At 71.2% G+C, this 24,134-nt stretch carries 25 protein-coding genes; 6 read left to right on the top strand and 19 right to left on the bottom strand.

What is annotated here, in order from left to right; all coding sequences use genetic code 11:
* The first annotated feature begins 64 nt into the window (after positions 1-64).
* The gene (locus ACQEUX_RS20545) at positions 65-1,267 is read left to right on the top strand and encodes a low temperature requirement protein A (protein WP_433050712.1); all 1,203 of its coding nucleotides are present in this window, start codon (positions 65-67) and stop codon (positions 1,265-1,267) included.
* Positions 1,268-1,319: 52 nt separating this feature from the next.
* Here the strand turns inward: ACQEUX_RS20545 and ACQEUX_RS20550 are convergent, their stop codons facing one another.
* Both ACQEUX_RS20550 and ACQEUX_RS20555 read right to left on the bottom strand, forming a co-directional pair.
* Entirely contained in the window at positions 1,320-2,516 is a 1,197-nt protein-coding gene (locus tag ACQEUX_RS20550; RefSeq protein ID WP_433050715.1) for a low temperature requirement protein A, read from the bottom strand.
* A 159-nt stretch (positions 2,517-2,675) separates the two neighbouring features.
* Positions 2,676-3,317: an MOSC domain-containing protein gene (locus ACQEUX_RS20555; protein ID WP_433050718.1), complete on the bottom strand. Its 642-nt coding sequence runs from the start codon at positions 3,315-3,317 to the stop codon at positions 2,676-2,678.
* Between the two features lie 135 nt (positions 3,318-3,452).
* Here ACQEUX_RS20555 and ACQEUX_RS20560 point away from each other — a divergent pair, with 135 nt between their 5' ends.
* The gene (locus ACQEUX_RS20560; protein ID WP_433050721.1) at positions 3,453-3,932 is read left to right on the top strand and encodes a hypothetical protein; all 480 of its coding nucleotides are present in this window, start codon (positions 3,453-3,455) and stop codon (positions 3,930-3,932) included.
* Positions 3,929-4,243 carry a winged helix-turn-helix domain-containing protein gene (locus ACQEUX_RS20565; RefSeq protein ID WP_433050724.1) on the top strand — a complete coding sequence of 105 codons (315 nt, stop codon included), beginning with the start codon at positions 3,929-3,931 and terminating at the stop codon, positions 4,241-4,243. The genes ACQEUX_RS20560 and ACQEUX_RS20565 overlap by 4 nt, the downstream gene beginning before the upstream one ends.
* Positions 4,244-4,277: 34 nt before the next feature.
* On the opposite strand, the gene ACQEUX_RS20570 is transcribed toward ACQEUX_RS20565, so the two are convergent.
* From ACQEUX_RS20570 to ACQEUX_RS20600, 7 genes are all read right to left on the bottom strand, one after another.
* Positions 4,278-5,108: a carbohydrate ABC transporter permease gene (locus ACQEUX_RS20570; RefSeq protein ID WP_355030865.1), complete on the bottom strand. Its 831-nt coding sequence runs from the start codon at positions 5,106-5,108 to the stop codon at positions 4,278-4,280.
* The gene (locus ACQEUX_RS20575; RefSeq protein WP_433050727.1) at positions 5,105-6,091 is read right to left on the bottom strand and encodes a carbohydrate ABC transporter permease; all 987 of its coding nucleotides are present in this window, start codon (positions 6,089-6,091) and stop codon (positions 5,105-5,107) included. The genes ACQEUX_RS20570 and ACQEUX_RS20575 overlap by 4 nt, the downstream gene beginning before the upstream one ends.
* Entirely contained in the window at positions 6,088-7,374 is a 1,287-nt protein-coding gene (locus ACQEUX_RS20580) for a sugar ABC transporter substrate-binding protein (protein ID WP_433050730.1), read from the bottom strand. Before ACQEUX_RS20580 ends, ACQEUX_RS20575 begins: the two co-directional genes overlap by 4 nt.
* Before the next feature lie 231 nt (positions 7,375-7,605).
* The gene (locus ACQEUX_RS20585; RefSeq protein ID WP_124774501.1) at positions 7,606-7,890 is read right to left on the bottom strand and encodes a GlsB/YeaQ/YmgE family stress response membrane protein; all 285 of its coding nucleotides are present in this window, start codon (positions 7,888-7,890) and stop codon (positions 7,606-7,608) included.
* A gap of 457 nt (positions 7,891-8,347) precedes the next feature.
* Positions 8,348-8,632, bottom strand: a complete 285-nt coding sequence (locus ACQEUX_RS20590; protein WP_433050734.1) for a GlsB/YeaQ/YmgE family stress response membrane protein — start codon at positions 8,630-8,632, stop codon at positions 8,348-8,350.
* A 697-nt stretch (positions 8,633-9,329) separates the two neighbouring features.
* Positions 9,330-11,207, bottom strand: a complete 1,878-nt coding sequence (gene lepA, locus ACQEUX_RS20595) for a translation elongation factor 4 (protein ID WP_433050737.1) — start codon at positions 11,205-11,207, stop codon at positions 9,330-9,332.
* Between the two features lie 126 nt (positions 11,208-11,333).
* Positions 11,334-11,870 (bottom strand): DUF4240 domain-containing protein, encoded by a 537-nt coding sequence (locus tag ACQEUX_RS20600; RefSeq protein ID WP_433050740.1) that lies wholly within the window; start codon positions 11,868-11,870, stop codon positions 11,334-11,336.
* Positions 11,871-11,931: 61 nt separating this feature from the next.
* Between ACQEUX_RS20600 and ACQEUX_RS20605 the strand changes: the two genes are divergently transcribed.
* Both ACQEUX_RS20605 and rpsT read left to right on the top strand, forming a co-directional pair.
* On the top strand, positions 11,932-12,918 hold the full coding sequence (locus tag ACQEUX_RS20605) for a phosphotransferase (RefSeq protein ID WP_433050743.1): 987 nt from the start codon (positions 11,932-11,934) through the stop codon (positions 12,916-12,918).
* Between the two features lie 259 nt (positions 12,919-13,177).
* On the top strand, positions 13,178-13,444 hold the full coding sequence (rpsT, locus tag ACQEUX_RS20610) for a 30S ribosomal protein S20 (RefSeq protein ID WP_089019426.1): 267 nt from the start codon (positions 13,178-13,180) through the stop codon (positions 13,442-13,444).
* A gap of 82 nt (positions 13,445-13,526) precedes the next feature.
* Here the strand turns inward: rpsT and ACQEUX_RS20615 are convergent, their stop codons facing one another.
* From ACQEUX_RS20615 to ACQEUX_RS20635, 5 genes are all read right to left on the bottom strand, one after another.
* Positions 13,527-13,949 (bottom strand): hypothetical protein, encoded by a 423-nt coding sequence (locus ACQEUX_RS20615; protein WP_433050747.1) that lies wholly within the window; start codon positions 13,947-13,949, stop codon positions 13,527-13,529.
* Positions 13,946-14,926: a DNA polymerase III subunit delta gene (gene holA / locus ACQEUX_RS20620; protein ID WP_433057006.1), complete on the bottom strand. Its 981-nt coding sequence runs from the start codon at positions 14,924-14,926 to the stop codon at positions 13,946-13,948. The genes ACQEUX_RS20615 and holA overlap by 4 nt, the downstream gene beginning before the upstream one ends.
* A gap of 252 nt (positions 14,927-15,178) precedes the next feature.
* Complete coding sequence (locus tag ACQEUX_RS20625) at positions 15,179-17,542, bottom strand: ComEC/Rec2 family competence protein (RefSeq protein ID WP_433050750.1); 2,364 nt, start codon at positions 17,540-17,542, stop codon at positions 15,179-15,181.
* A gap of 53 nt (positions 17,543-17,595) precedes the next feature.
* Positions 17,596-18,459, bottom strand: coding sequence for a helix-hairpin-helix domain-containing protein (locus tag ACQEUX_RS20630; protein ID WP_433050753.1), 864 nt, complete (start codon positions 18,457-18,459; stop codon positions 17,596-17,598).
* 185 nt (positions 18,460-18,644) lie between these two features.
* A complete protein-coding gene (locus ACQEUX_RS20635) occupies positions 18,645-19,331 on the bottom strand; it encodes a hypothetical protein (protein WP_433050756.1) in 687 nt (228 codons plus the stop codon).
* A 176-nt stretch (positions 19,332-19,507) separates the two neighbouring features.
* Here ACQEUX_RS20635 and ACQEUX_RS20640 point away from each other — a divergent pair, with 176 nt between their 5' ends.
* Entirely contained in the window at positions 19,508-20,470 is a 963-nt protein-coding gene (locus tag ACQEUX_RS20640; RefSeq protein WP_433050759.1) for an alpha/beta hydrolase, read from the top strand.
* A 75-nt stretch (positions 20,471-20,545) separates the two neighbouring features.
* Here ACQEUX_RS20640 and ACQEUX_RS20645 read toward each other — a convergent pair whose 3' ends face one another.
* The 5 genes from ACQEUX_RS20645 to nadD all read right to left on the bottom strand — a co-directional run bounded on the left by ACQEUX_RS20645 (position 20,546) and on the right by nadD (position 23,990).
* The gene (locus ACQEUX_RS20645; protein ID WP_433050762.1) at positions 20,546-21,319 is read right to left on the bottom strand and encodes an SDR family NAD(P)-dependent oxidoreductase; all 774 of its coding nucleotides are present in this window, start codon (positions 21,317-21,319) and stop codon (positions 20,546-20,548) included.
* A gap of 3 nt (positions 21,320-21,322) precedes the next feature.
* Positions 21,323-22,177 carry a DegV family protein gene (locus tag ACQEUX_RS20650; RefSeq protein WP_433050765.1) on the bottom strand — a complete coding sequence of 285 codons (855 nt, stop codon included), beginning with the start codon at positions 22,175-22,177 and terminating at the stop codon, positions 21,323-21,325.
* A 72-nt stretch (positions 22,178-22,249) separates the two neighbouring features.
* The gene (locus ACQEUX_RS20655; protein ID WP_433050768.1) at positions 22,250-22,879 is read right to left on the bottom strand and encodes a histidine phosphatase family protein; all 630 of its coding nucleotides are present in this window, start codon (positions 22,877-22,879) and stop codon (positions 22,250-22,252) included.
* Positions 22,876-23,283 carry a ribosome silencing factor gene (rsfS, locus tag ACQEUX_RS20660; RefSeq protein WP_053656062.1) on the bottom strand — a complete coding sequence of 136 codons (408 nt, stop codon included), beginning with the start codon at positions 23,281-23,283 and terminating at the stop codon, positions 22,876-22,878. Before rsfS ends, ACQEUX_RS20655 begins: the two co-directional genes overlap by 4 nt.
* A 110-nt stretch (positions 23,284-23,393) precedes the next feature.
* The gene (gene nadD, locus ACQEUX_RS20665) at positions 23,394-23,990 is read right to left on the bottom strand and encodes a nicotinate-nucleotide adenylyltransferase (RefSeq protein ID WP_433050771.1); all 597 of its coding nucleotides are present in this window, start codon (positions 23,988-23,990) and stop codon (positions 23,394-23,396) included.
* Between the last annotated feature and the right edge of the window lie 144 nt (positions 23,991-24,134).

Below are 24,134 nucleotides of genomic sequence, written 5' to 3' on the forward strand. Positions count from 1 at the left end.
CGGGTAGGCAGAGCCGGGGCGCAGCGCCTGCCCAGGGCGCGGGGTGGCACAGGAGGCAGACGCGATGACGTCCGCTCCGCTCCCCCGGATCCTCCGCCGTCGCGGCGAGCCGGAATATCCGACCTTCCTGGAGCTCTTCTTCGACCTGGTCTACATCTTCCTGCTCTCCCGGCTCGCCGCCACCCTGGGCGAGAACCTCACCGTGCGGGGCGCCGCGGAGACCGCCGTCCTGCTGCTGGCCGCCTGGTGGGTCTGGGTGCTCACGGCGTGGCTCACCGACCTGTTCAACCCCCGACTGCCGATCATCCAGGCGACCGTCCTGCTGGTCATGCTCGGCACCCTGCTGATGGCGATCGCGACACCGTACGCCTTCGGCAGGTACGGGTGGCTCTTCGTCGCCGCGTACTTCGGCATCCACCTGGTCCGCGACGCCGTCCTGATTCCCGCCACCCGGGTGAACCGTTCAATCCAGGCCCGCAGCGTCCGGGTCTTCTTCTGGTTCGGCATCACCGTGGCGCCCTGGGTGGCCGGGGTGTTCGTGGACGAGACGGCTCGGCTGGTGCTCTGGTCGCTCGCGGTGGCGGTCGACCTCGGCTCGGCACGGTTCGGCTGGCCGACGCCGGGGCTGGGGCGAACCGAACTCGCCAGCCAGATCTTCACCGGGTTGCACCTCTCCGAGCGGCACCGGGCGATCTTCATCGTCGCGCTCGGCGAGTTGATCCTGAGCATCGGCACGGGGCTGGCCCGCAGCGGGTTCACCGCCGGCCAGGTGACCGCCAGCGCGGTCGCGTTCGTCAGCGCGGTCCTGCTGTTCCAGCTCTACTTCCAGCGCGTCCAGCGGATCCTGGCCCCACCGAGCGTCACGACGGTGGAGCGGGTGCGCTCCGGCACCTCCACCTCGTACACCCATCTCGTGATGGTGGCCGGGGTGGTGTTGGTCTCGACCGGCACGTCGGTGGTCATCGCTCGGCCGTCCGGTGGCACGCCGGTGGAGCTGATGGCCGCCATCCTCGGCGGGCCGGTGCTGTTCCTGCTCGGCAGCGTGCTGTTCGATGCCGTGGTGACGGCCCGGATCCTCTGGTCCCGGGTGCTGGCGATCGTGGTGCTGGCGGTCGTGCTGCTGTGCGCCCTGGTGGCGCCCGCCGTGTTCCGGCTGCCGCCGCTGACCGTCCTGGTGGTGGCGAACCTGGTCCTGCTGCTCACCCTGGTCGGGGAAGGGCTGGCCGCACGTCGCGGACGGGTCGAGGCCACCGCGCCGGCACGCTGAGGGGTCGCCGCGCCGGCGCGCTGAGGGGTCGCCCTGCCGCCCGCATGGAGCCTCACCCGAGCATCGGCGGTGCCGGCGTACGGGCGTGTCGTCGGGTGCTGACCAGGTTCGCCACGGCGATCAGGGCCAGCACGGTCATGGCGAGCAGCGCGACCAGGACCGGCGGCAGCAGGGGCGTGGCCGGCGCCAGGCACGCCAGCAGCACCACGCCGACCAGCCGGGACCGCGAGATCCGTCCGAACACGGTGAAGTCGAGGACGCCCCGACCGAACAGGAACAACGCGGGGCCGCCGAGGATGACCGCGGCCCACGACGGCGGGGTCTCGCCCAACGGTCGACCCACCACGAGGTGGCTGGTGACCGCCGCGCCGGCGATGCCGGCCACCATGATCAGGTGGGTGACCGCCGCGGACTGGGTGAGCAGCGCCGGGTCGGTCGACCGGGCGATGGCGTCGGTCAGCAGCGCACCCGCGCGGTAGATGTAGATCCGCCACATCAGGACCACCGTGCTGAACACCACGAGCAGGGCCCCGGCTCGCTCCAGCGTGTACTCGCTCCTGCTGAAGGTCGTTCCCGTCACGAAGATCGACACCCCGAGCGCGATGATGACGAACTGCCGGTAGCGCTCGGCCACCCGCGCGCCGACCAGCCGCCAGGCCCTCGGTCGTGAGCGGCCGATCCGGGGCAGCGGCCAGCCGAACACCGCTGCGGCGTACTCGACGACGACCGCGAGCGCCCAGATCGGCAGCTGGCCCGAGCCGCCGACGAGCGCTCCGGCGATCCAGCCGACGCCGGCGACGACCTTCCAGGTCTGGATCCGGATGGTCGAACGCGGCACGCTCCGGCCCCGGGAGACGACAACGGCGTAGTAGGCGGTGGTACTGAGGGGAATGACCACGAAGGTGATCGCGAAGAGCAGTGCCCGATCGCCGTACGCGTCGGCCGCCACCGCGGCCAGCAACAGGCTGGCTGCCGCCACCCAGATGAGATGCCCCTGCCCGGACGTACGGGCCAGGTCGATGGTGTCCGCCGTCCACACGGTCAGCGCCCAGACCATCGTGAACGCGAGCAGCAGCACCAGCACCTCGGCGAGGCCGGTCCAGCTCAGGTCGTCGGCCAGCATGGTCGCCAAGGCGACCAGCGCGAAGACGTAGACGAGGTCGAAGAAGAGTTCCAGGAACGCCGGACGCCCCAGGCTCGGATCGGTTGGCGCCGCTGCCGTGGCGCCGCCGTCCGTTGCCATCGACATCGCGCTCCACCCAGTCCCCGCCGCACGCCCTTCTGGGGACAATACGGGCAACGGTCCGCCGCCGGTTCCGTCACCCGGTTCTTGCGGCCGAATCCGGTGGCGTGCCCGCCGGCTATCCCAACCCGGACATGAAGGCCGGGTGCGGTCGCGGCACCGCGGTCAGCCCCGGGAGGCGAGGCGGCGGCGAACCTTCTCTCGGAGCGCCGCCGGGAGGTCCTCCGCGTCGAGCAGCCGGGGCAGCAACTCCGGCTCCAGGCTGGTCGCCCGGAACACCTCGCCGATGGTCACGCCGTGCGCGGGCCGCTCCACCACCTCGACCGGATCGCCCGGGCCAATCTCGCCCTCCCGCAACACCCGCAGGTAGGCCCCGGGCAGCGCCCGGGCGGTGAACCGCTTGATCAGGTCCGGTACGCCCCAGAAGCCGGCGAAGGTGGTGCAGGGCGTACGCGGCTTGGTGACCTGCAACAGGGCGGACCCGATCTGCCACTGCTCGCCGATCACCGCGCCGGTCACGTCGACCGCGTACGTGGTGAGGTTCTCGCCGAAGCCACCGGGCCGCACGGCGCGCCCCAACTCGGCCGCCCACCAGGCAGCGTCCTCCTCCGCGTAGGCGTAGACCGCCTGGTCGGGGCCGCCGTGATGGGCCCGCTCGCCGATGAAGTCACCGACCACCCCGTCGACGCGGACCAGCACCGGGCCGTCGACCGGCCGCTTGTCGATCCCGCTGCGACCGCTCGCGTCGCCGGCCCAATCCGCCTCGGTCACCACGCCGAGGTTCACCGCTGCCACCCTGCCCGTCATGGCCGTCAGCCTAACGGCGCGCCGATGCCCGGAAGCGCCACCTTGCGTCCGACGAAGAAAGTACTTTCCCGTTAGGCAAGAAGATGTTCTACTTGCCTAACAGGAAAGTCTTTGCCTTCTTCTCAAGGAGCAGCCGTGACCGAGCCTGGCATCACTCCCGCGTCGGCCGCCGACGCGCTCGCCGAGATCCACGCCCGCCGCGACCAGGCGGTCACCGCCGCCCTCATCCCCCACTGGTACTGGCCTGCGTTGGGCGGGCTCATAGTCGCCTTCACCGCCGCCGTGGAGACCCACCGGCCGTGGGTGGTCGCGGTCGGGTCGGTAGCGTACGCGATCGGACTGGCCGCCGTCGTGGGCCGAGTCGTGGTGCGGCACCGGGCCCAGGTTCACACCAGCCTCATCGGTGTACACGGCGCGACCACCATCGCCGGTTACGTGCTCGTCCTGGTCGCGCTCGGCCTCAGCACCGGGTTCGCCGCCGAGGCGGCTGGCCTGGCCTGGCCCGCGGCGATCGGCGCGACCACCACCGCCGGCGCGATGACCGCCACCGGGCTGCCGCTGATGCGCTACCTTCGCCGGGTGATGACCACCCGACCGCTTGGCGGCGGCCGGTGAGCACTCCCCGGTTCGACGAGCTGATCCACGCGCCGACCCGGCTGTCCCTGGTGAGCCTGCTCGCGGCCACCGAGTGGGCGGAGTTCCGCTACCTGCGCGAGCAGCTCGGGCTCTCCGACTCGGCGCTGTCCAAGCAGCTCACCACGCTGGAGCAGGCCGGATACGTGGAGATCCGCAAGAACTTCGTGGGCAAGCGCCCGCGTACCTCGGTGACCCTGAGCAGAGCCGGTCGGGCGGCGTTCGACGGGCACGTGGCGGCGTTACAGGAAATCGTCGCCCGGTCGGGGCTCACCGTCCTGCCCGGCGGTTGACCACCGGCCCCGGCGGTCGTTCGCGGCCAGCGGGTCAGCCCTTGACGGCGCCGGCCACCAGGCCGGAGACCATCCGGCGCTGCACCAGCAGGAAGAAGATGATGACCGGCAGGGTGAACAGGGTGGACGCGGCCATCACCGGCCCCCAGTTGGTGTCGTCCCGGCCGAAGAAGAAGGTCATCGCCACCGGCAGCGTGTAGCTCCCCTGGTCGTTGATGAACGTCAACGCGAAGATCAGCTCGTTCCAGGCCGTGATGAAGGAGAAGATGCTGGTGGCAACCAACCCGGGGGCGACCAGCGGAAAGAGGACCCGGCGGAAGATCTGGGCCCGGCTCGCCCCGTCGATCGCCGCCGCCTCCTCCAATTCCTTCGGCACCGCGGCGACGAAGCCACGCAGCATCCAGACCGCGAACGGCAGCGAGAAGCCCAGGTACGTGAGGATCAGGCTGGGCAGGGTGTTGTAGAGCCCGAGCCGCTGGATCATCAGGAACAGCGGGATGACCAACGCCTCCAGCGGAATCATCTGCACCACCAGCAGCATGATCAGGAAGCTGGTCCGCAGCTTGAAGCGGAACCGGGCCACGGCGGTCGCGGCGAGCAGGGCCACCAGGCCGCTGAGCACCACCGTCGAGACCGCGACCAGCGCGCTGTTGAGGAAGAAGTCGAAGAAGCTCACGCCAGGGATCAGGTTGCCGGTCAGGATCTCCCGGTAGTGCGCCAGCGTCGGGTGGGTCGGCACCGGCTGCGGGGTGGCCGAGAAGATCTCGTTGCTCGGCTTCAGCGAGGTGGAGATCATCCAGTAGACCGGGAACGCCGCGAAGAGCGCGACCAGCAGCCCGGCGGCGTTGAGGGCGACCTTCTTCACGACTCGTCCTCCTGCCTGAGCACCATCCGTACGTAGAAGCCGGTGACCACGAGCAGGATCAGCGTGAGGATCACCGCGATGGCCGCGCCGAGGCCGTACTTCGGCGGCGGAGAGAAGGCTTCGGCGTACGAGTAGATGGCGAGCATGAACGTCGGCCGGTCCTGGGTGCCGCCGGCCAACACGAACTGCTGGGTGAAGACCTTGAAGTCCCAGATGGTGGAGAGCACGATCAGGATCCCGAAGACCGGGCGCAGCAGCGGGAAGGTGATCTTCCAGAAGACCCGCCACGGGCTCGCGCCGTCCACCCGGGCCGCCTCGTGCAGCTCGGTCGGCACGCTCTTGAGACCGGCCAGCACGCTCACCGCGATGAACGGGAACGAGTGCCAGACCACCACCAGGGTGAGGATGGCGAAGAAGAGCAGCGGCGAGTTGAACCAGCCGTAGCCGGTCCAGTCGCTACGGCCGAACAACCCGTTGGAGAGCCCGTCCGGCAGCGCGTTGAACAGCCAGGTGACCAGGCCGCTCGTGTCGTCGAAGATCCACTTCCAGACGATGGTGCCGGTCAGCGCCGGGGTGGCCCAGGCGAGCATCACGCAACTGGCCACGAAGGTCGCCATCTTGCGGCCGAGCCGGTTCAGCAGCAGCCCGACCAGGGTGCCGAGGACCATCGTGAGCAGCACGTTGGCCGCGGCGAACAGGACGGTGTTGCGCAGCACGGTCAGGAAGAACGGGTCGGTGAGGATGTCGGCGTAGTTGCCCAGCCCCACCCACGGCCACTCCCGGTCGCCGCGCAGTTGCCGGACGCTGTTCAGCCGGTAGAAGGACATCGCCACCACCTGGCCGAGCGGCCACAGCAGCAGCACCCCGATGATCACCAGTGCGGGCAGCAGCAACAGATAGGGCAGGCGGTCAACCCGGCGACGCCGCCGCGCGGGGTTCTCCCGCGCGGCGGTCGTCTCCGGCACCTCGGTCAGCGTGGTCACTTGGCGTTGAGGATGCTTTCCATCTCACCGGCCGCATCGGCGGTAGCCTTCTCGACCGTCTTCTGACCCTTCATGACCGAGCTGTTCATCGCCTGGGTCACCGTCTTGGTCCGGCTGACCTCCACCCACTTCGGGGTGAGCGGCGTGAGCTTGGTGTTCTGCATGGTGGTGGCGAACGCCGCCATCACCTTGTCGCTGGCGTACGTGTCGCTGGCGACCAGGTCCTTGTAGACCGGGAAGAAGCCGAGGCTGCTCGCGAAGCTCTGCGAGTTCTTCTTGTTCAGCAGCACGGTCAGGTAGTCCCAGGCCAGGTCCTGCCGCTCGCTGTCCTTCCAGATCGCCACGTCCGAGCCGCCGGCGAAACCGGGCGCCGCCTTGCCGTCCGGGCCGGGGATCGGGAACGTACCCCAGACCTTCTCGATCTCGGGGTTGTCCTTCTTGATGGCGCCCTGCTGCCAGCTGCCGGCGAAGGCCATCGCCGCCTTGCCGGTGGCGAACTGGGTACGCGCGTCGATCTCGTTCCAGCCCGCCGCCGCTGGCGGGGCCACCTTGTGCACGGTCACCAGGTCGGTCCAGAACTTGACCGCCCGCTGCGCCTCGGGAGTGGTGTAGCCGGACTTCCAGGCGCCGCCCTGGTTGCTGGCGATCTCGCCGCCGGCACCCCAGAGGAAGGAGTAGAAGGGCAGCTCGGAGTTGCCCGGCAGGGCGATGCCGTAGGTGCCCTTCTTCTTCGCCTGCACGGCCTTGGCGACGGTGACCAGTTCTTCCCAGGTCTTCGGGGGCTGCACGCCCGCCTCGGCGAACCAGTCGGTGCGGTAGTAGATCGCGCGCACACCCGCGTACCAGGGCACGCCGTACTGCTTGCCGTCGAGCTGCGCGTTGCGGACCAGGTCGGGCAGCAGGTCCTTGCCGTCGGCCCAGCCGCCCATCCGACCGCTCACGTCGGCGAGCGCCTCCTGGGCCGCCCAGCCCTGCGTCTCGGTGTTGCCCAGCTCGGTGATGTCCGGACCCTCACCGCCGGCGAGCGCGGCCTGGAACTTCTTGGGTGCCTCCAGCCAGGGAATGTATTGCACGACCACGTCGGTGTCGGGATGCTTCTGGCGGAACTCGGTCTCGACACCGTCGAGGAAGGAGTTCTGCGCGTCTCCGCCCTCGCCCATCATCCACACGGTGAGCTTGCTGTCGTCGGCAGCGTCGTCACCGGAGCCCCCACAGCCGGTCAGCACCATCGCGGCCGAGGCCACCATGGCGGTGACCGGGGCCAGCCGCTTCCACCTGTTCACGCCACTTCTCCCTCGCGCCGCTTGGAACTAACCTTCTCCGCCGCACCCTAGTACGGAGAATTCCTTTACGACAGTGGGCGGGCTGCCCGAAGCGTGGCGACCGTACCGCAGAGGGCCGACGAGGGGCGCTGTGCATCGGCCGAAGTCGGGCGCTTCAGCACGAAAGAGCGCCCGGCCGAGGGCCGGGCGCTCTTTCCGGTAGGTGCTGTCGTGCCAGGTGATGCCGGGCCGTTATCGGGTGACGCTGCGGCGGCGACCCACGCCGGCCACCAGCGCGACCGCGATCGCCGCGACGACGACCTGCACCAGCAGCTCGCCCCAGTCGACGCCGCTGGTCTCGGTCGCGATGCCGATCGCCCGCGCCAGCACCGTGCCCAGCAGGGCCGCGCCGACACCGATCAGCAGGTGCAGCCAGATCGGCATGTTCTGCCGGCCCGGGACGACCAGGCGGCCGAGCGCGCCGACGATGAGACCAACAACGATCGCGGTGATGATTCCCCACACGGTGAGCTCCACGGTCGTCCTCCTTCAAAGAATCTCTGACACACGATGTGTGCTTCCTGTCGTGACCGCTAAGTTCCCGAACCGCCGAAAATCCAAACCGACTCCGATCACCAAACGATCACGACTGGGTCGAGACGGAGAGGTTCCCCCGCTTCTCCCCCGCCCGCTGTCGAGGGCGACGGGCCAGAGGGCGGAGTGTGTGCCGCGCGCGACGGTAGGCAGCGGCAGGCCAGCGCCGGACGGCGCCGGACCGCCGGACGGCGCCGGACCGCCGGACGGGCGGCAACCGGTGTGATCGACACGAGATCACGGAAGTCGGGGTGTTCCGGTGACCGGGACACCCCGAGATCCTTGAAGCCGAGTGGACCATGGCGAGCTGGCGCGGGGAAGCGACCGCTGCGCCGGGGATGGACGACGAAGGGCGCCCGACCAGTAGGCCGGGCGCCCTTCGGAATGCGCAGTGCGGGTGTTATCGGGTGACGCTGCGGCGGCGACCCACGCCGGCCACCAGCGCGACCGCGATCGCCGCGACGACGACCTGCACCAGCAGCTCGCCCCAGTCGACGCCGCTGGTCTCGGTCGCGATGCCGATCGCCCGCGCCAGCACCGTGCCCAGCAGGGCCGCGCCGACACCGATCAGCAGGTGCAGCCACATCGGCATGTTCTGCCGGCCCGGGACGACCAGGCGGCCGAGCGCGCCGACGATGAGACCAACAACAAGCGCAGTGATGATTCCCCACACGGTGAGCTCCACGGTCGCCCTCCTTCAAAGAATCTCTGACACACGATGTGTGCTTCCTGTCGTGACCGCTAAGTTCCCGAACCGCCGAAAATCCAAACCGACTCACGTCCGTCGACAGCGGCGGCTGTCAATGCCAACTGGATGCGCCGGTTCGCGCGATCGCGTCCACACAGCTCGGAGCCCATCTCGTCGACCCGCCCGCCCGGCGAGGCCGCCAGAAAATTTTCGCGCACCTGGCGGTCACGCCACCCCGCATCAGCACCGGGCCGGCAACCACGACGGCCGACGGACCGGGCCGGAAGGGGCAGCCCCGGCGAAGGCGAGACGAATCCAGGCCAGGCGGCAGCGGGCCAGACGAAGGCCGGCCAGGCGACAGCGGGCCAGACGAAGACAGGCCAGACGAAGGCGAGCCAGACGGACGAAGGCCGGCGGCCGGCAGCCGTCTTCACGAACGACCGGTCGTCCCGCAGCGACTATGAGCGCCGCCCAACCGTGAACTCCTGAGGCCCACCGCGCTCACGCCGGCAAGACCCGAACAACTTCGGGGAAACTGCTGCCTGAACACGTCTGCAGGCAGCAGTTTCCCCGAAAGTGCGTGGATCTTGGCCGCGCTCGACCCATCCGGGACGCGGGCCGCCCGGCCGAGAAGGCACCGGCCGAGAAGGCGCCGGCCCTTTCGCTACTCAGTGCCGGCGCACCGGCACGGGGGTCACTTCTTCCCGGCGGCCTTGCCGTCGCCGGAGTCGGAGGAGAGGGCGGCGATGAAGGCCTCCTGCGGCACCTCGACCCGGCCGACCATCTTCATCCGCTTCTTGCCTTCCTTCTGCTTCTCCAGCAGCTTGCGCTTACGGCTGATGTCACCGCCGTAGCACTTGGCGAGCACGTCCTTGCGGATCGCCCGGATGGTCTCCCGGGCGATGACCCGGCTGCCGATAGCGGCCTGGATCGGCACCTCGAACTGCTGGCGCGGGATCAGGGTGCGCAGCTTGGCGGCGATGGTGACGCCGTAGTTGTACGCCTTGTCCTTGTGCACGATGGCGCTGAACGCGTCCACCGCCTCGCCGTGCAGCAGGATGTCCACCTTCACCAGGTCGGACGCCTGCTCGCCGGAGGGCTCGTAGTCGAGCGAGGCGTAGCCCTTGGTGCGGCTCTTCAACTGGTCGAAGAAGTCGTAGATGATCTCCGCGAGGGGCAGGGTGTAGCGCAGCTCCACCCGGTCGGCGGAGAGGTAGTCCATGCCGAGCAGCGTGCCGCGCCGACCCTGGCAGAGCTCCATCACCGCGCCCACGTAGTCGTTGGGCGTCAGGACGGTGGCCCGGACCACCGGCTCGTACACCTCGGCGATCTTGCCGGTGGGGTACTCGCTCGGGTTGGTCACCACGATCTCCTCGCCGTCATCCGTGATCGCCCGGTAGACGACGTTCGGCGCGGTGGAGATCAGGTCGAGGTTGTACTCGCGCTCCAGCCGCTCCCGGATGATCTCCAGGTGGAGCAGGCCGAGGAAGCCGCAGCGGAAGCCGAAGCCGAGCGCACCGGAGGTCTCCGGCTCGTAGTCCAGAGCGGCGTCGTTGAGCTTGAGCTTGTCCAACGCCTCGCGCAGGTTCGGGTAGTCGGACCCGTCGATCGGGTAGAGGCCGGAGTAGACCATCGGCTTCGGATCCTTGTAGCCACCCAACGCCTCGGCCGCCGGCCGGCTGTTGATGGTGACCGTGTCACCGACCCGGGACTGCCGGACGTCCTTCACACCGGTGATCAGGTAGCCGACCTCGCCGACGCCGAGCGCCTCGGCCTTGACCATCTCGGGCGAGATGACACCGATCTCCAGCAGCTCGTGCACGGCCCCGGTGGACATCATCTTGATCCGGTCGCGGGCGCTGATCCGGCCGTCGATGACCCGGACGTACGTGACGACGCCACGGTAGACGTCGTACACCGAATCAAAGATCATCGCCCGGGCGGGCGCCGCGGCGTCGCCGACCGGCGGAATGAACTGCCGGACGATCTCGTCGAGCAGGTGCGGCACACCCTCGCCGGTCTTGCCGGAGACGCGAATGCAATCGGCGGGGTCGCCGCCGATGAGGTGGGCCAGCTCCTCGGCGTACTTCTCCGGCTGGGCGGCCGGCAGGTCGATCTTGTTGAGCACCGGGATGATGCGCAGGTCGTTCTCAAGCGCCAGGTAGAGGTTGGCCAGGGTCTGCGCCTCGATGCCCTGCGCGGCGTCGACCAGCAGCACGGCGCCCTCGCAGGCGGCCAGCGACCGGGACACCTCGTAGGTGAAGTCGACGTGCCCCGGGGTGTCGATCATGTTGAGCACCGCGTGCTCACCGGCCCGCTCACCCTCGCGGATGGTCCACGGCATGCGGACGGCCTGGCTCTTGATGGTGATGCCGCGCTCGCGCTCGATGTCCATCCGGTCCAGGTACTGGGCGCGCATCTGCCGGGGGTCGACCACGCCGGTGAGCTGCAGCATCCGGTCGGCCAGGGTCGACTTCCCGTGGTCGATGTGGGCGATGATGCCGAAGTTCCGGATGCGACCGGGGTCGGTGGCACCAGGGGCGTTCGCGCCGGGATCGAGCTTCGGTGGCACAGCGGTCCGTTCTGGTCGGCTGACGTGAACAGGCCGGCGCGCCGCCGACCCCCTCTATGTTCCCACGCCGCCGGGTCACGCCCGCTGTGCGGGCGATGGATCGGCCGGCGGAGCACCGGGGAGACCTCACTCCATCGGTGGCTCGACGAAGAGCGCGGCCAGCCGGGGCAGCCGGCGACGCGCCTCGTCCTCGTCGTCGAAGTCCCAGAAGTCGTTGAGGTCCGGCGTCCGCACCGGGTCCCGGTCCGCCGGCAGCTCGGTCGCGGTGGCCTTGCGGTACGCGTCCCAGGGCACCGCCAGCATCCGCTCGGCGGCGAACTCCTCCCCGCTGAGCGAGGCCGCCCGCACCTGCGGCAACTCGGCCAACGAGTCCGGTTCGGCGACCGCGCGGGCGAAGACCGCCCGGCCCTGGGTCATCAGCCAGCCCCGGAAGTGCTCGAAGCCGTCCGCCGAGGCGCCACCGTTGATCAGGTACGCCGCGCCCCACAGGTCCGCCTTGTGCGAGGCGGCCAGCACCCGCGTCTGGTGCCGGGCGTACCCGACGATGTCCTCCGGGTCGCGCTCGGCGAGCAGCGCGACGGCCCGCGCGGCGACCGGGCCGGGCTCTCCCCCGCCGCCGGCCCGAGCCTGGTCGATCAGGTGCCAGAAGTCCTCGGTCCTCATGGCTTGGCAGTCTGGCAGTGTCGCCGTGCGTCGCGCACGTACCCCGGGGCAGCATGGTGGGGTGTCCCCTCCCCTACTGCCCCCGGTGCCGTACCACGCGAGCGCGCTGCGCCCGTCGTGGCCGACGCTGCCGGCGGCGCTGCGGGCCGCGGTCGCCGCGCGGCTCGGCGCGCCGGTGGTCACCGCCCGGGTCGCGGGCGCGGGCTTCACCCGGGGCTTCGCCGCCGTGCTCGACACCGCTGACGGTGGCCGGGTCTTCGTCAAGGCGGCACCCGCCGCCGAGCAACCGCACCTGGTCGACTGGTACGCCCGTGAGGCCGCGATCCTGGACCGGCTGCCGACCGACCTGCCGGCGCCCCGCCTCCGGTGGACCCTGTACGAAGCCGGCTGGTTCGTGCTCTGCACCGACGCCGTCGACGGCCACACCCCGCGCCTACCCTGGGTGCCCGCAGAGTTGGACGCCACTCTCGCCGGGTACGCCGACCTCGCCGCCGTCCTGGCCCACCCCCCGGCCGAGCTGACCGCGCTCGGCCTGCCACACCTGGCCGATCTGGCCCGGTCGGACATCCTCTGGTGGGAGGAGGTCGCCGCCGGTCGCGAGCCGGCCCCACCGCTACCCGCGCCGGCACGGGGCAGGCTGCCCGAGCTGGTGGCGCTGGAGTCCCGTCTCCCCCGGTACGCCGCCGGGGCGACCAGCCTGATCCACGGTGATCTGCGGGTCGACAACGTGCTGATCGACGCGGACGGCCGAGCCTGGTTCTGCGACTGGACCTGGGTCTGTTCCGGGCCGGCCTGGTTTGATCTGGCCGGCCTGCTGCTCACCGCGTACGCCAGCGGGCTGGACGCGGACCGGCTCTTCGCCGAGCACCCGGCGACCGCGGGCGCGCCGCCGGACGCGCTGGACGCGACCCTGGCCGCGTTGGCCGGGTACTACCTCACCGGCGCCGCGGCGGCACCGACGACGGCCTCGCCGCACCTGGCCGCCCATCAGCGGTGGAGCGGCGAGCAGTCGCTCGACTGGTTGGCCCGCCGCCAGGGCTGGCGGTGACGCGGACCGGCGGTGACGCGAGCCGGCGGTGACGCGAGCCGGCGGTGACGCGAGCTGGCCCACCGCCGGGGTTGACGGTGAGCAGCCGGAGGTTCGCGTAACCTGGTCCCGACCAGCCGGGTCCGTCCGCGCGATGGTCGAGCCCGTTTTGGCTCGTCCGGGGCGACCTGGTAACCTGGCTCTTCGCGCAGCGATGACGCATGTTCGTCATCCCGCGCAATAAGCTGACCAACCCGAGCTATCAAGACGAGGCTGTCGCGTGGCGAACATCAAGTCCCAGATCAAGCGCAACCGGCAGAACGAGAAGGCCCGGCTGCGCAACAAGTCGGTCAAGTCGTCGCTGAAGACCGCCGTCCGGAAGTTCAACGAGGCTGCCGAGGCCGGTGACGTCGAGAAGGCCACCGCGCTCATGCAGGACGCCTCTCGCAAGCTGGACAAGGCCGTCAGCAAGGGCGTGATCCACTCCAACCAGGCCGCGAACCGCAAGTCCGCGATCGCGAAGCGCGTGGTGTCGCTCTCCGCCTGACGACTTCACCGTCAGACTGATTCGGAAAGCCCCGGGCCCAGGTCCGGGGCTTCCGTGTGTCTACGGTCCGGCGGGCCGACGCTCAGTCTGACGGGTCGCCGCGGCGGGTGGGTGTCACCGGGTCCGCGGTGATCACCACGCCGGTGACGCTGTGCGAGATCCACTCAACCCGGGCCCGGCCGACCACCGGCTCCATCTGCCGGCGAAACCGGTCTCGTTCCTGCTCTGGCACGAGCGCGGCGGAACGGACCACGATCGCGGCCACCATGTCGTTGAGCTTGACCATCGCCGCCACCACGACGGGCAGCACCAGCACCGCCCACCAGGTGACCAGCTCGGCGAGGGCGAGCAGCACCGCAAGGGCGATGGTGCCCTCGAAGAACAGGAAGCACAGCACCCCACCGGGGTTGACGAACCGTAGGCCGAGAAGTCGGGCGTAGAGCGGCCGGTAACGTTCCTCGTCGACGGGGATGGTGGCCCACGCCGGGCGGTTCGCCCCCGTCACCTGGTGCTGCCCTGCCGGGCCGCCGCGACCGAGAAGACCGCACGCTCCAGGGCGTACGCCCGGTCGTCGGAACCGCCCTTGACGGCCGCGTTGCACTCGGCGGCGACCTGCATGGCCCGGACCAGGCCTTCCGGCGTCCAGCCACGCCCCTGCCGCTGCGCCCGCTCGATCTTCCAGGCGGGCATCCCGAGGCTGCTGGCGAGCTGGTACGGGCTCCCCCGCCCGGCCGACGCCACCCGGGCCACCGTGCGCACCCCGTCGGCCAGGGCGTCGGCGATGGGCACCGGGTCAACCCCGACGTGCAGGGCCCAGCGCAGCGCCTCCAGCGCCGCCGGCACATCGCCGACCATGGTGGCGTCCGCCACCGTGAAGCCGGTCACCTCGACCCGACCCCGGTAGTAACGGCTGACCGTGTCGGCGCCGATCCGCCCGTCGGTGTCGGCGATCAGTTGGGAGCACGCGGCGGCCAGCTCGCGCAGGTCGTTGCCGACCGCCGCGAGCAGCGCCTCGGCGGCGTCGTCGGTGCACTTGCCGCCAGCTCGGCGGATCTCGTCACGGACGAAGGCCACCCGGTCGCGGTGCCCTTTGAGCTTGGCGGCCGGGACCACCGTCGCCCCGGCGGCCCGCAGCCCGTCGGCGAACGCCTTGCCCTTGGCGGCGCCCAGGTGCAGCACCAGCAGTTGGACGTCCGGGTCGGGGTTCTTCGCGTACGCCAGCAGCGCGGCGACCAGGTCTTTGCGAGCGTCCTGGCCGGAGCGCAGGACGAGCAGCCGCCGCCCGCCGAACAGCGAGGGGCTGAGCATCTCGGCTATCTCGCCGACGGTGAGCGCACCGGCCTGGTACTCGCGGACGTCCACCTCGGGGTCGACGCTGCGGACCTTCGCGACAGCTTCGGTTACCGCGCGCGTGGCGAGCAGCTCCTCGTCACCGAGAACGAGCAGAATGGGGGCGAGGCTGGCGGGGGTCACGCCGCCCATATTCGCACGGCCCACGGCGGGATCGTGCCTGCTCATTCGCTGCTTGGTCGGCGCAGCCCGCACTCAGCGCAAAACCCGACATTCACCTCATTAACCATATAATCCGCATTTCGCCCACACGGTCAGCGCTCTCGTGAGCGGCTCGACGCCCGCATGGAGCCCTTCGCTTGATCCACACGAGATCAGCGAAATCGCGGTGTCCAACGTCGCTGATGACCCACCGTCAGCAATCCCGAGTCGATCACCGTGCGATCAGGGTTGTCTGCCCGCTGGCACGCCTCGCCGGGCCACCGCCAGGCCGTCGCTCGTCCGAACCGCCGCGACGTCGCCGTCGGTGTCGGTGCGCAGCACCCGGGCGCCACCCCTGCTCAGGCGGGCGAGCAGCCCCGGGCTCGGATGCCCGTAGGTGTTGCCGGTGCCCACCGGCACGAGCGCGACCGCCGGCCGCACCGCGTCGAGGAAACCCGGATCCTGATACGCCGAACCGTGGTGGGCGACCTTCAACACGTCCGCCCGTAGCTGGCCGGGCGCCGCCCGTGCCACCATCGCGTGCTGTTCCTCGGTCTCCGCGTCGCCAGGCAGCATGATCCGCACCCCGGCCACCGTGGCGCGCAGCACCAGCGAGTTGTTGTTCGGGTCGGACCTGGTCCCGGCCAGCGGGTATGGCGGACCGAGGACCAGCAGGTCCACCCCACCGACCGAGTGTCGAGCACCGGCCACGGTGGTCAGCAGCGAGGCCCGCCCACCGGCCGCCGCAACCCGGACCAGGTCCCGGCCGCTCTCCGGATCTGTTGATGACGGCATCAGCACGGCGTCCACCCGTCGTCCCCGGAACACGCCGGTCACCCCACCGACGTGGTCGGCGTGGAAGTGGCTGATCACCAGCAGCGGCACCTCCCGTACGCCGAGCCGACGCAGGCAGCCGTCCACCGCCGCAGGCTCCGGCCCGGCATCCACCACGACCGCCCGACCGGCCGCGACCGGCAGCACCAACGCATCGCCCTGACCCACCGCGCAGGCCACCACCACCCAGCCCGGGGGTGGCCAGCCGGGGGCCACCAACCGGACCGGGAGCGCACCCAGCACTGCGGCGACGCCGACCACCGCCACCAGTCGCCGTACGAGTGGCCGACGCACCGCGACCAGCAGCGCGACGGTCAGCGCGGTCAGTAGCAGGGCGCCCCACACCCCGCCCGGCCACGGCAGCGTGCCGCCTGGCAGCCGGGCACCGTGGCGGGCGATGACCACCAACCACCAGGCCGGCCAACTCGCTAGCCACGCGACGAACTCGGCGCCGGCCGGCCAGACCGGCGACACCGTCGCCGCCACGACGCCGAGGATGGTCGCTGGTGCGATGGCCGGCACCGCCAGCAGGTTGGCCGGCACCGCCACCAGGCTGACCGTGCCGGAGATCCCGGCGACGACCGGACCGCAGGCCAGCTGCGCGGCCGCCGGGACCGCCAGCGCTTCCGCCAAGCCGGGCGGGACGCCCCGCCGACGCAGCCCGTCCCGCCACCGTGGGGCGAGCAGCAGCAGGCCACCGGTGGCCAGCACGGAGAGCGCGAACCCGGCGTCGCCGGCCAACTCCGGGTCGACCAGCACCAGCACGGTGATGGCGGCGGCCAGCGCGGGGAGCGCGGCCCGAGGACGACCGGCCGCCAGCGCGGCGAGCCCGATCGCCCCCATCGTCGCGGCCCGTACGACGCTCGGCGACGGGCGGACCAGGATGACGAAACCCACCAGCGCCACCCCGCAGAGCCCGGCGGCGAGCCACGGCCCAGCCCGCGCCCACCGGGCCAGCAGCAGCACCGCGCCTACGACAATCGCCACGTTGCTGCCCGAAACGGCATTGAGGTGTGTCATCCCGGTGGCCTGGAAGTCCTCCTCGACGGCGGGCGGCAATCGGCTGGTGTCCCCCACCACCAGCCCCGGCAGCAGGCCACCCGGATCGTCGGGCAGCGGCGCGCAGGCTCGTTGCAGGCCGGCGCGGAGCGTCCCGGCGGCGCGTTGCGCCCACGACGACACACCGTGCCGCACGGGTGGGTCGTTGGTGCTGAGCACGGCAGCGGTGAGGTCGCCACCGCGCGGGACACCGAGGCGTCCCTCGGCGGTGACGCGCTGCCCGGGCAGGAGCCCTCGCCAGGCCGGGTCGGTGGCCAGGATCAGCAGCCGCACCGACGCCCGGACCCGCCGACCGTCCGGCCCGGTGACCTGGACCAGCTCGGTCGGCACCAGCAACAGGCCCGGCCGGCCGGCGCTCCGGATCGGACGCGGATCGTCCCGGACCACCAGGTCGGCGGTGACCGGCGCGCGCTGCTCGGCCAGGGCTCGGATCGGTGGCGCGTCCCGGACGGCGAGGCGGGCCGCGGTGGCCGCCGCACCGCAGACCACGCCGAGGCCGACCGCGACGGCGATCCAGCCATAGCGCCGAACGGCGGCACGGGGGTGACCGAGGCGACCGAGCAGGTGCAGGGCGCTGAACGTCGTCAGGACACCGGCCGCCCCGGCGACCGTCACGAGCGGGCGGGTGCCGAGATGCAGGCCGGCGAGCGCGGTGAGCCAGGCAGCCACGGCCAACCCGGCCAGCCGCAGATCCGGCGGCGAGGTCTCAGCCACGACCGCGGTCGAGCTGTCCCGGGCCGGTCGGTCATCGGCGACAGGCCGGGCCGTCACACCGTCACCAGGTCCTTGAGCTGCTCGTACCGTGCGTCACCGATCCCGTCGACCTGACGCAGGTCGCCGACGGCCTTGAACCCGCCGTGCTGGTCCCGATGGGTGAGGATCCGCTGGGCGAGCACCGGCCCGACCCCGGGCAACGCGTCGAGCTGCGCCAGCGTGGCGGTGTTGAGGTTCACCGGCGCGACGGCGGGCGCAGCCGCACCGCCGGGTGGCCCGGCCGCACCGCCCGGCACCGGCGGCGGCGTCACCCCGACCACGATCAGCTCGCCGTCGGTGACCTTGCGAGCGGGATTGAGCAGCGCCACGTCGACGCCGGGGAGCGCGCCGCCGGCCGCCTGCACCGCGTCGGCGAGCCGGGACCCGGCCGGCAACCGCACCAGCCCGGGTTTGCGAACCTTGCCCGCGACCGCCACGACCAGTTCGCCGGAGCCGGACGCGCTGGGATCGACCGCCGGAGTGGCCGACGCGGCCTCGTTGACCAGCGGGGCGACCGGCTCCGACTGCGGCCGCGACCGCCAGGCCCAACCGGCGGCGGCCAGCACCACCACGACGGCGACGACCGCCAGCGCCCGCACCCCGCGCCGACCCGGGTCGAACGCCCCAGGCCCGGGCAGCCGCGACGAGGGCTGGACCGCAAGGCCACCCGGTGCCGGCTCCGCGACCGGTGCGCCGACCCGGGACGGCAGCACGCCAACCGGGGGTACGCCCGCGACCGGTGCGCCGACCAGGGGCGACGACCCGCCAACCTCAGGTACGTCCGCGAGTGGTGCCTCAGGCCGGGGCAGCGGCGTGACAACCGTCTCCGTCAGCCGCCGCAGGCGCTGGCGTACCTCTGTCTCCTCGTCGTGCGACACAGCGCGACGCTATGACGGCGGCCAGGACGGTGGTGGTGTGGTGACATCGCCCTGTGGATGGCCACGCCACTGTGGACAACACCCTGATCAAGCCCCGATCTGCTATGGGAACCGACCCGTGGCTCACTGGCGGGGTCGGGCGAGGCGGGGCTGCGCGTGCGGCGCACCGGGTCAGGGGTGACGTCCTACCAGGTGGGCGATGGGCGAGCGGTGTCGGACGTTCCGGTCGGTCGCCACCGCCGAGGCGGACGAGTCGTTCCGTCATCGTCGGGCAAGGGCCGCCCGGCCAGCATGCAGAACACGGCGAGAATGAGGAAGACAAACGGCAGGAGGATCAGGGTGCCCTGGCCGGTGGCGATCTCCTCGGGCGGGCGCGGGTCGACCAGTCCCTCAGGATCCCGCATCACGATGACGCGTTGCCCCACCGAGCCTTCCGGGTTGTTCGAGGCGCCGATGCTGCTCCCCGGCCACATCCCCAGTTCCCCGGGGATACGCCGATCGTGCTGATCGGCGAGGGTGTAGTAGAGGTGGCGACCCCTCTCGTTGCCGTCTCGCACGTCGATGACGGTTGCCACGACCCGCTCACCGCGCAGCGTGAGCACTGTCGACCACAGTCCCCCGGCTGCCACGAACATGAGGAGGGGACTGATCAGCCAGGCCACCGACAGCATGATCACCCGGGGTGGCGGCGAGACCACCAGCCCGGCCACCAGCAGGGCGCCGCACCACAGCAGGGTGCCCGGCACAGCCACGTTGTCGGCTCGGACCCAGGTCGTTCCCGCCAGGGCACCGATCGCCCCGGTGACGGTGAACACCGCCAGATACACCCCACCCAACCGGTTGATCCACCGAAGACCACCCCGAGGCCTCATGGGCAGCAGGGTAGGCCCGGTAGGCAACAACGTGCCGGGAGGTGCGGGACGCGCGGGTGGTCACCCGTTCGCGGGAAGGTCCCCGTGCTCGCGGCACTCACCGCACCCATCGGTCAGGATGGCCAGACAGGGTCCTCGCAACGGAGGCATCCAGGGACTGATGGAGTTGTTGGTCAATGCCCATCTACAAGGGCTCGGACATCCCGGCTTCGGTCGGTCGGGGCACCCTCGACGCCGAGTTGAAGGCGTGGCTGCCCACCGGCCCGGTGCTCGGCGCCGATGTGTCGATCGCCCAGGGTCGACGTGACCACACGGTCCTCGGCGCCGGGCCATGGCCGGAGATTGGCACCGTCGACACGTTCGCCCTCCCCGGACCGCACGGATCCCTGACCGTACGCAGACACACCCCGACGCGGGCCAGCAGCAGGCCAACCGGAGCGCTGGCCTACATCCACGGCGGCGGATTCACCTACGGCACACTCGACGAGTTCGAGGTAGGGCTCCGGGTGGTCGCGGAGCGCGCCGGCATCATCACGTACGCGATCGACTACCAGCTCGCCCCCGAAGCGAAGTACCCGGTGCAGATCGACGAGATCGAGTTCTTCGTCCGATGGCTCTTCGACAACGCCCACTCCGAAGGCGTCGACCCCAACAAGATCGCGCTGGGCGGCGACTCGGCAGGGGGCAACATGACCTGCGTCGTCGCACTCAAGCTCCGCGACGAGAATGGTCCGCAGCTCGCGTTGCAGGTGCCGCTCTACCCGGAAGCCGCGTTTCCGGGCGACACCGTTTCGGGTAGCGAGAACCGCGTCGGGCTCTACCTGGAAACCAACGGGATCTACGAAATGGTCCGCAACTACCTCAAGAACTCCGACGACGGCCGCCATCCGTACATCACACCGCTGAACGCACCGTCGCACGCCGACCTGCCGCCGACGATCCTCGTCACCAACGGCTTCGACCCGCTTCGCGACGTCGGGCACGCGTACGCGCAGAAGCTCGCCGCCGCCGGCAACGCCCTCACCTATGTGCACCATCCCGACCTGACCCACGGCTTCTTGCAGTTCACCCGCTACGCCGCCGCCTGCCGCCAGGCCACTCTGGAACTCGCCGACCTGATCAAACAACACATCGGCTGAGCCTGCGCCTCGGGATCAGGCGTCAGCGGCTACCGCCGCCGGGGAGGTGGTGCCAGCTCCAGTGGACAGCCCGGGTCAGCGGGCCTCCGGGTCGAGGCCGAGCACGGCCCGTCCCCCGTCCACCGGCAACGTCACCCCGTTGATGAAGCTCGCCGCGGGCGACAGCAGGTACGCGACGGCGGACGCCACCTCGTCGGCCCGTCCGATCCGGCCCACCGGGTGCAGCCGGTTCAGCTCGGCATCGATCCACTCGGCCTGGGAGGGCTCCTGCGCGGCCAGGAACTCGGTGTGCCGCTCGGTGGCGATCGAGCCGAGCGCGACCGCGTTGGCGCGGATGCCGTGCCTCCCGTACTCGACGGCCAACGCCCGGGTCAGCCCCTCCACGGCGGCCTTCGCCGTCGCGTACGGCAGAGCGCCTGACACGGGCCGGCGGGCCTGGTGCGACGAAACGTTGACGATCGCGCCACCGGCGGCGCGGGCCAGGAACCTGCGGACGGCCACCGCGGCGCCCACCACTGCCGGGCGCAGGTTCAGCCCGATCAGGTCCAGCACCGTGTCGGCCGAGGCGGAGTGCAGCGCGGCATCGCGGAACACCGCCGCGTTGTTCACCCAGCCGGTCAGGGGCGCGGCGCGTTCCGCCAGTTCGGCGGCGCGCTCGGCCACCCGCTCGTCGGCGGCGTCGCCGACCACCGCGATGAGTCGGTCGGCGGCCGGGTGCCCGGCGAGCCAGTCGACCGCATCCGCGTCGCGCTCCACCACGACGATGGTGGCACCGGACGCCACCAGGCGTTCCACCACGGCCCGCCCGACACCACGGCCACCCCCGGTCACCACGCATGACGTGGGCACAGCTCAGCCCTTCGCTCGGCGGTGGACGACCACGCAGGCCAGGCCAGGGCCGGCGTGCGCGGCGACGACCGCGCCCGCCTCGGAGACGTACGTGTCGTGCAGCCGGTCACCGAGCCGCTCGGTCAGCGCGGCGAGCAGCGCCTCGGCCCGCTGCGGCGCGGCCAGGTGGTGCACCCCGAGGTCCACGTCGTCCTCCCCGGCCGACTCGACGGCCAGCTCGACCAGCCGGGCCACGCCCCGACTGGCAGTCCGGACCTTCTCCCGCAGCACGATCGCCCCGTCCGGCATGTGCATGATCGGCTTGACCGACAGGGCGGTGCCGAGCAGTGCCTCGGCCGCGTTGATCCGGCCACCCCGGCGAAGGAACTCCAGCGTGTCGACGTAGAACCAGACGGTGGTCCGCTCGACGGCGGCGAGCGCCGCGTCGCGTACCCCGGACAGGTCGGCGCCACCGGCGGCGGCCGTGGCGGCCGCGATGGCCGGGAAGCCCAACCCCATGCCGGCCGAGCGGCTGTCCACCACCTCGACCCGGCCGGCCAGGTCGGCGGCGGCCAGGCGGGCGGCCTCGACGGTGCCGGACAGCGCGGCGGAGAGGTGCACGGAGACGATCCCGTCGGCGCCGGCCTCGAGCAGTTGGCGGTACGTCCGGGCGAACTGCTCGGGCGCCGGACGTGAGGTGGTCGCGGTGACCCGGCGGCCGCTCAGTGCGAGGGTGGCGTCGGCCGGCTGGGTCTCCACCCCCTCCAGCCCCTCCGCGCCGTTGAGCACGACAGTCAACGGGACGACGGTCAGCCGGTGCGCCTGCACCAGCTCGGGCGGCAGGTAGGCGGTGGAGTCGATGACGACCGCGACGGGCATGCCCGGCACGCTAGCCGATCGAGGCCCCGAACGCCGAAGTGCGAGTGGGCCAGGCCGAGGCGAGCGCCGCGCTCAGACGGCGTCGACGGCGATCGGGGCGGTGATCAGGCCGACGTTGTGGGCGCGCAGCTGCCAACCCCGGACGTCGTCGTGGCGTAGCTCGGTCCAGTGGCAGTTGGCCAGGGAGCCGATGCTGCGCAGCACGCCGGAGTCCCAGCCGAGCAGGTGGCCGACGCCCTGCCGGGAGCCGCCACCGTGCGTGGCGATCACCACGGTGCCGCCGGGTGCCACGTCAGCGGCGTCCATGAGCGCGGCGGCCACCCGCGCGCCGAGGTCGTGCAGCGGTTCCAGGTCGGTGCCGGGAGCCGGGTCACCGGCCTGCCAGCGGGCGTACTCCTCGGGGAAACGCTCGGCGACCTCGGTGAGGTGCAGACCCTGCCACTGGCCGAAGTGCCGCTCGCGCAGCCGGGCGTCGGTGCGGACCGGCAGCCCCGTCACCGTGGCGAGCGCGGCGGCGGTTTCCGCGGCGCGGCTCAGGTCGCTGGCCACGATGGCGTCGGGCCGCAGCGCCGCGAGCAGCGGGGCGGCGGCGCGGGCCTGGTCGCGACCCAGCGCGTTGAGGGGTACGTCGGTCTGCCCCTGGACACGGTTGGCGGCGTTCCAGTCGGTGTTGCCGTGCCGCCAGACGATCAGTCGGGTCATTCGGCTGCGGCGGACCCGCTGGCGTCGGCCTCGACCAGGTCCCGGTCGACGAACGGGATGGTGGGGCAGTCCTTCCAGAGGCGGTCGAGCCCGTAGAACTCGCGCTCCTCGGTGTGCTGGACGTGCACCACGATGTCGACGTAGTCGAGCAGCACCCAACGGCCACCGCGCTCGCCCTCGCGCCGCACCGGCTTGGCCTTCTCCGGCAGCTCGAGCAGGCGCTCCTCGATGGCGTCGACGATGGCCAGCACCTGACGCTCGTTGGGGGCGGCGGCGAGCAGGAACGCGTCGGTGATGGCGAGCTGGTCGCCGACGTCGATGATCGCGATGTCCTGCGCCTTCTTGTCGGCGGCGGCCTGGGCGGCAGCGATAGCCAGCTCGTGAGCGCGTTCGGAAACTGTCACCGTTCTCCTTCGATCAAGCGTGCGATCCTCCAAGCGTCTCATACCCGGCGACGCCTCGACCGGTCAGTTCTGGTCGGATAGATGCACGAACAGGGTCATACCGGGCGTGGTCAGGGTTGATAGAGGCTCCGCTTGGCGATGTACTGCACCACACCGTCGGGCACCAGATACCAGACTGGCTCACCCCGGGCGACCCGGGCGCGGCAGTCGGTCGACGAGATGGACATGGCGGGCACCTGGATCAGGCTGACGGTGTCCGCCGGAAGGTGCTCGTCGGTCAACGGGAAGCCGGGCCGGGTCACCCCGATGAAGTGGGCCAGCTCGAAGATCTCGTCCAGGTCCTTCCAGGACAGGATGCGTTGCAGCGCGTCCGCGCCGGTGATGAAGAACAGCTGCACCTTCGGGCCGTACTCCGCCTGGAGGTCGCGCAGGGTGTCGACCGTGTAGGTCGGCCCACTGCGGTCGATGTCGACCCGACTGACCTGGAAGCGGGGGTTGGAGGCGGTGGCGATGACCGTCATCAGGTACCGGTCCTCGGCGGGGCTGACCGGTTCGTCGGCCTTCTGCCACGGCTGCCCGGTGGGGACGAAGACCACCTCGTCCAGGCCGAACCGGTCCGCCACCTCACTGGCCGCGACGAGGTGCCCGTGGTGGATCGGGTCAAAGGTGCCACCCATGATCCCGATCCGCCGGATATCTTCCTCCACCCCGTGATCGTAGGCCGGACGTCGCGGCGCACCCGTTGCGGCCCGGCGACGGGCGTATGTCAGCCCGCCGGGATTGCGGCGTGATCGACTCGGCTCACGGCGATCGCCTCGGCGATGCGCGTTGATCGACTCGGCATTGCGGCG

The sequence above is a fragment of the Micromonospora sp. CA-259024 genome, assembly GCF_050936255.1.
Classification (GTDB): Bacteria; Actinomycetota; Actinomycetes; order Mycobacteriales; family Micromonosporaceae; genus Micromonospora.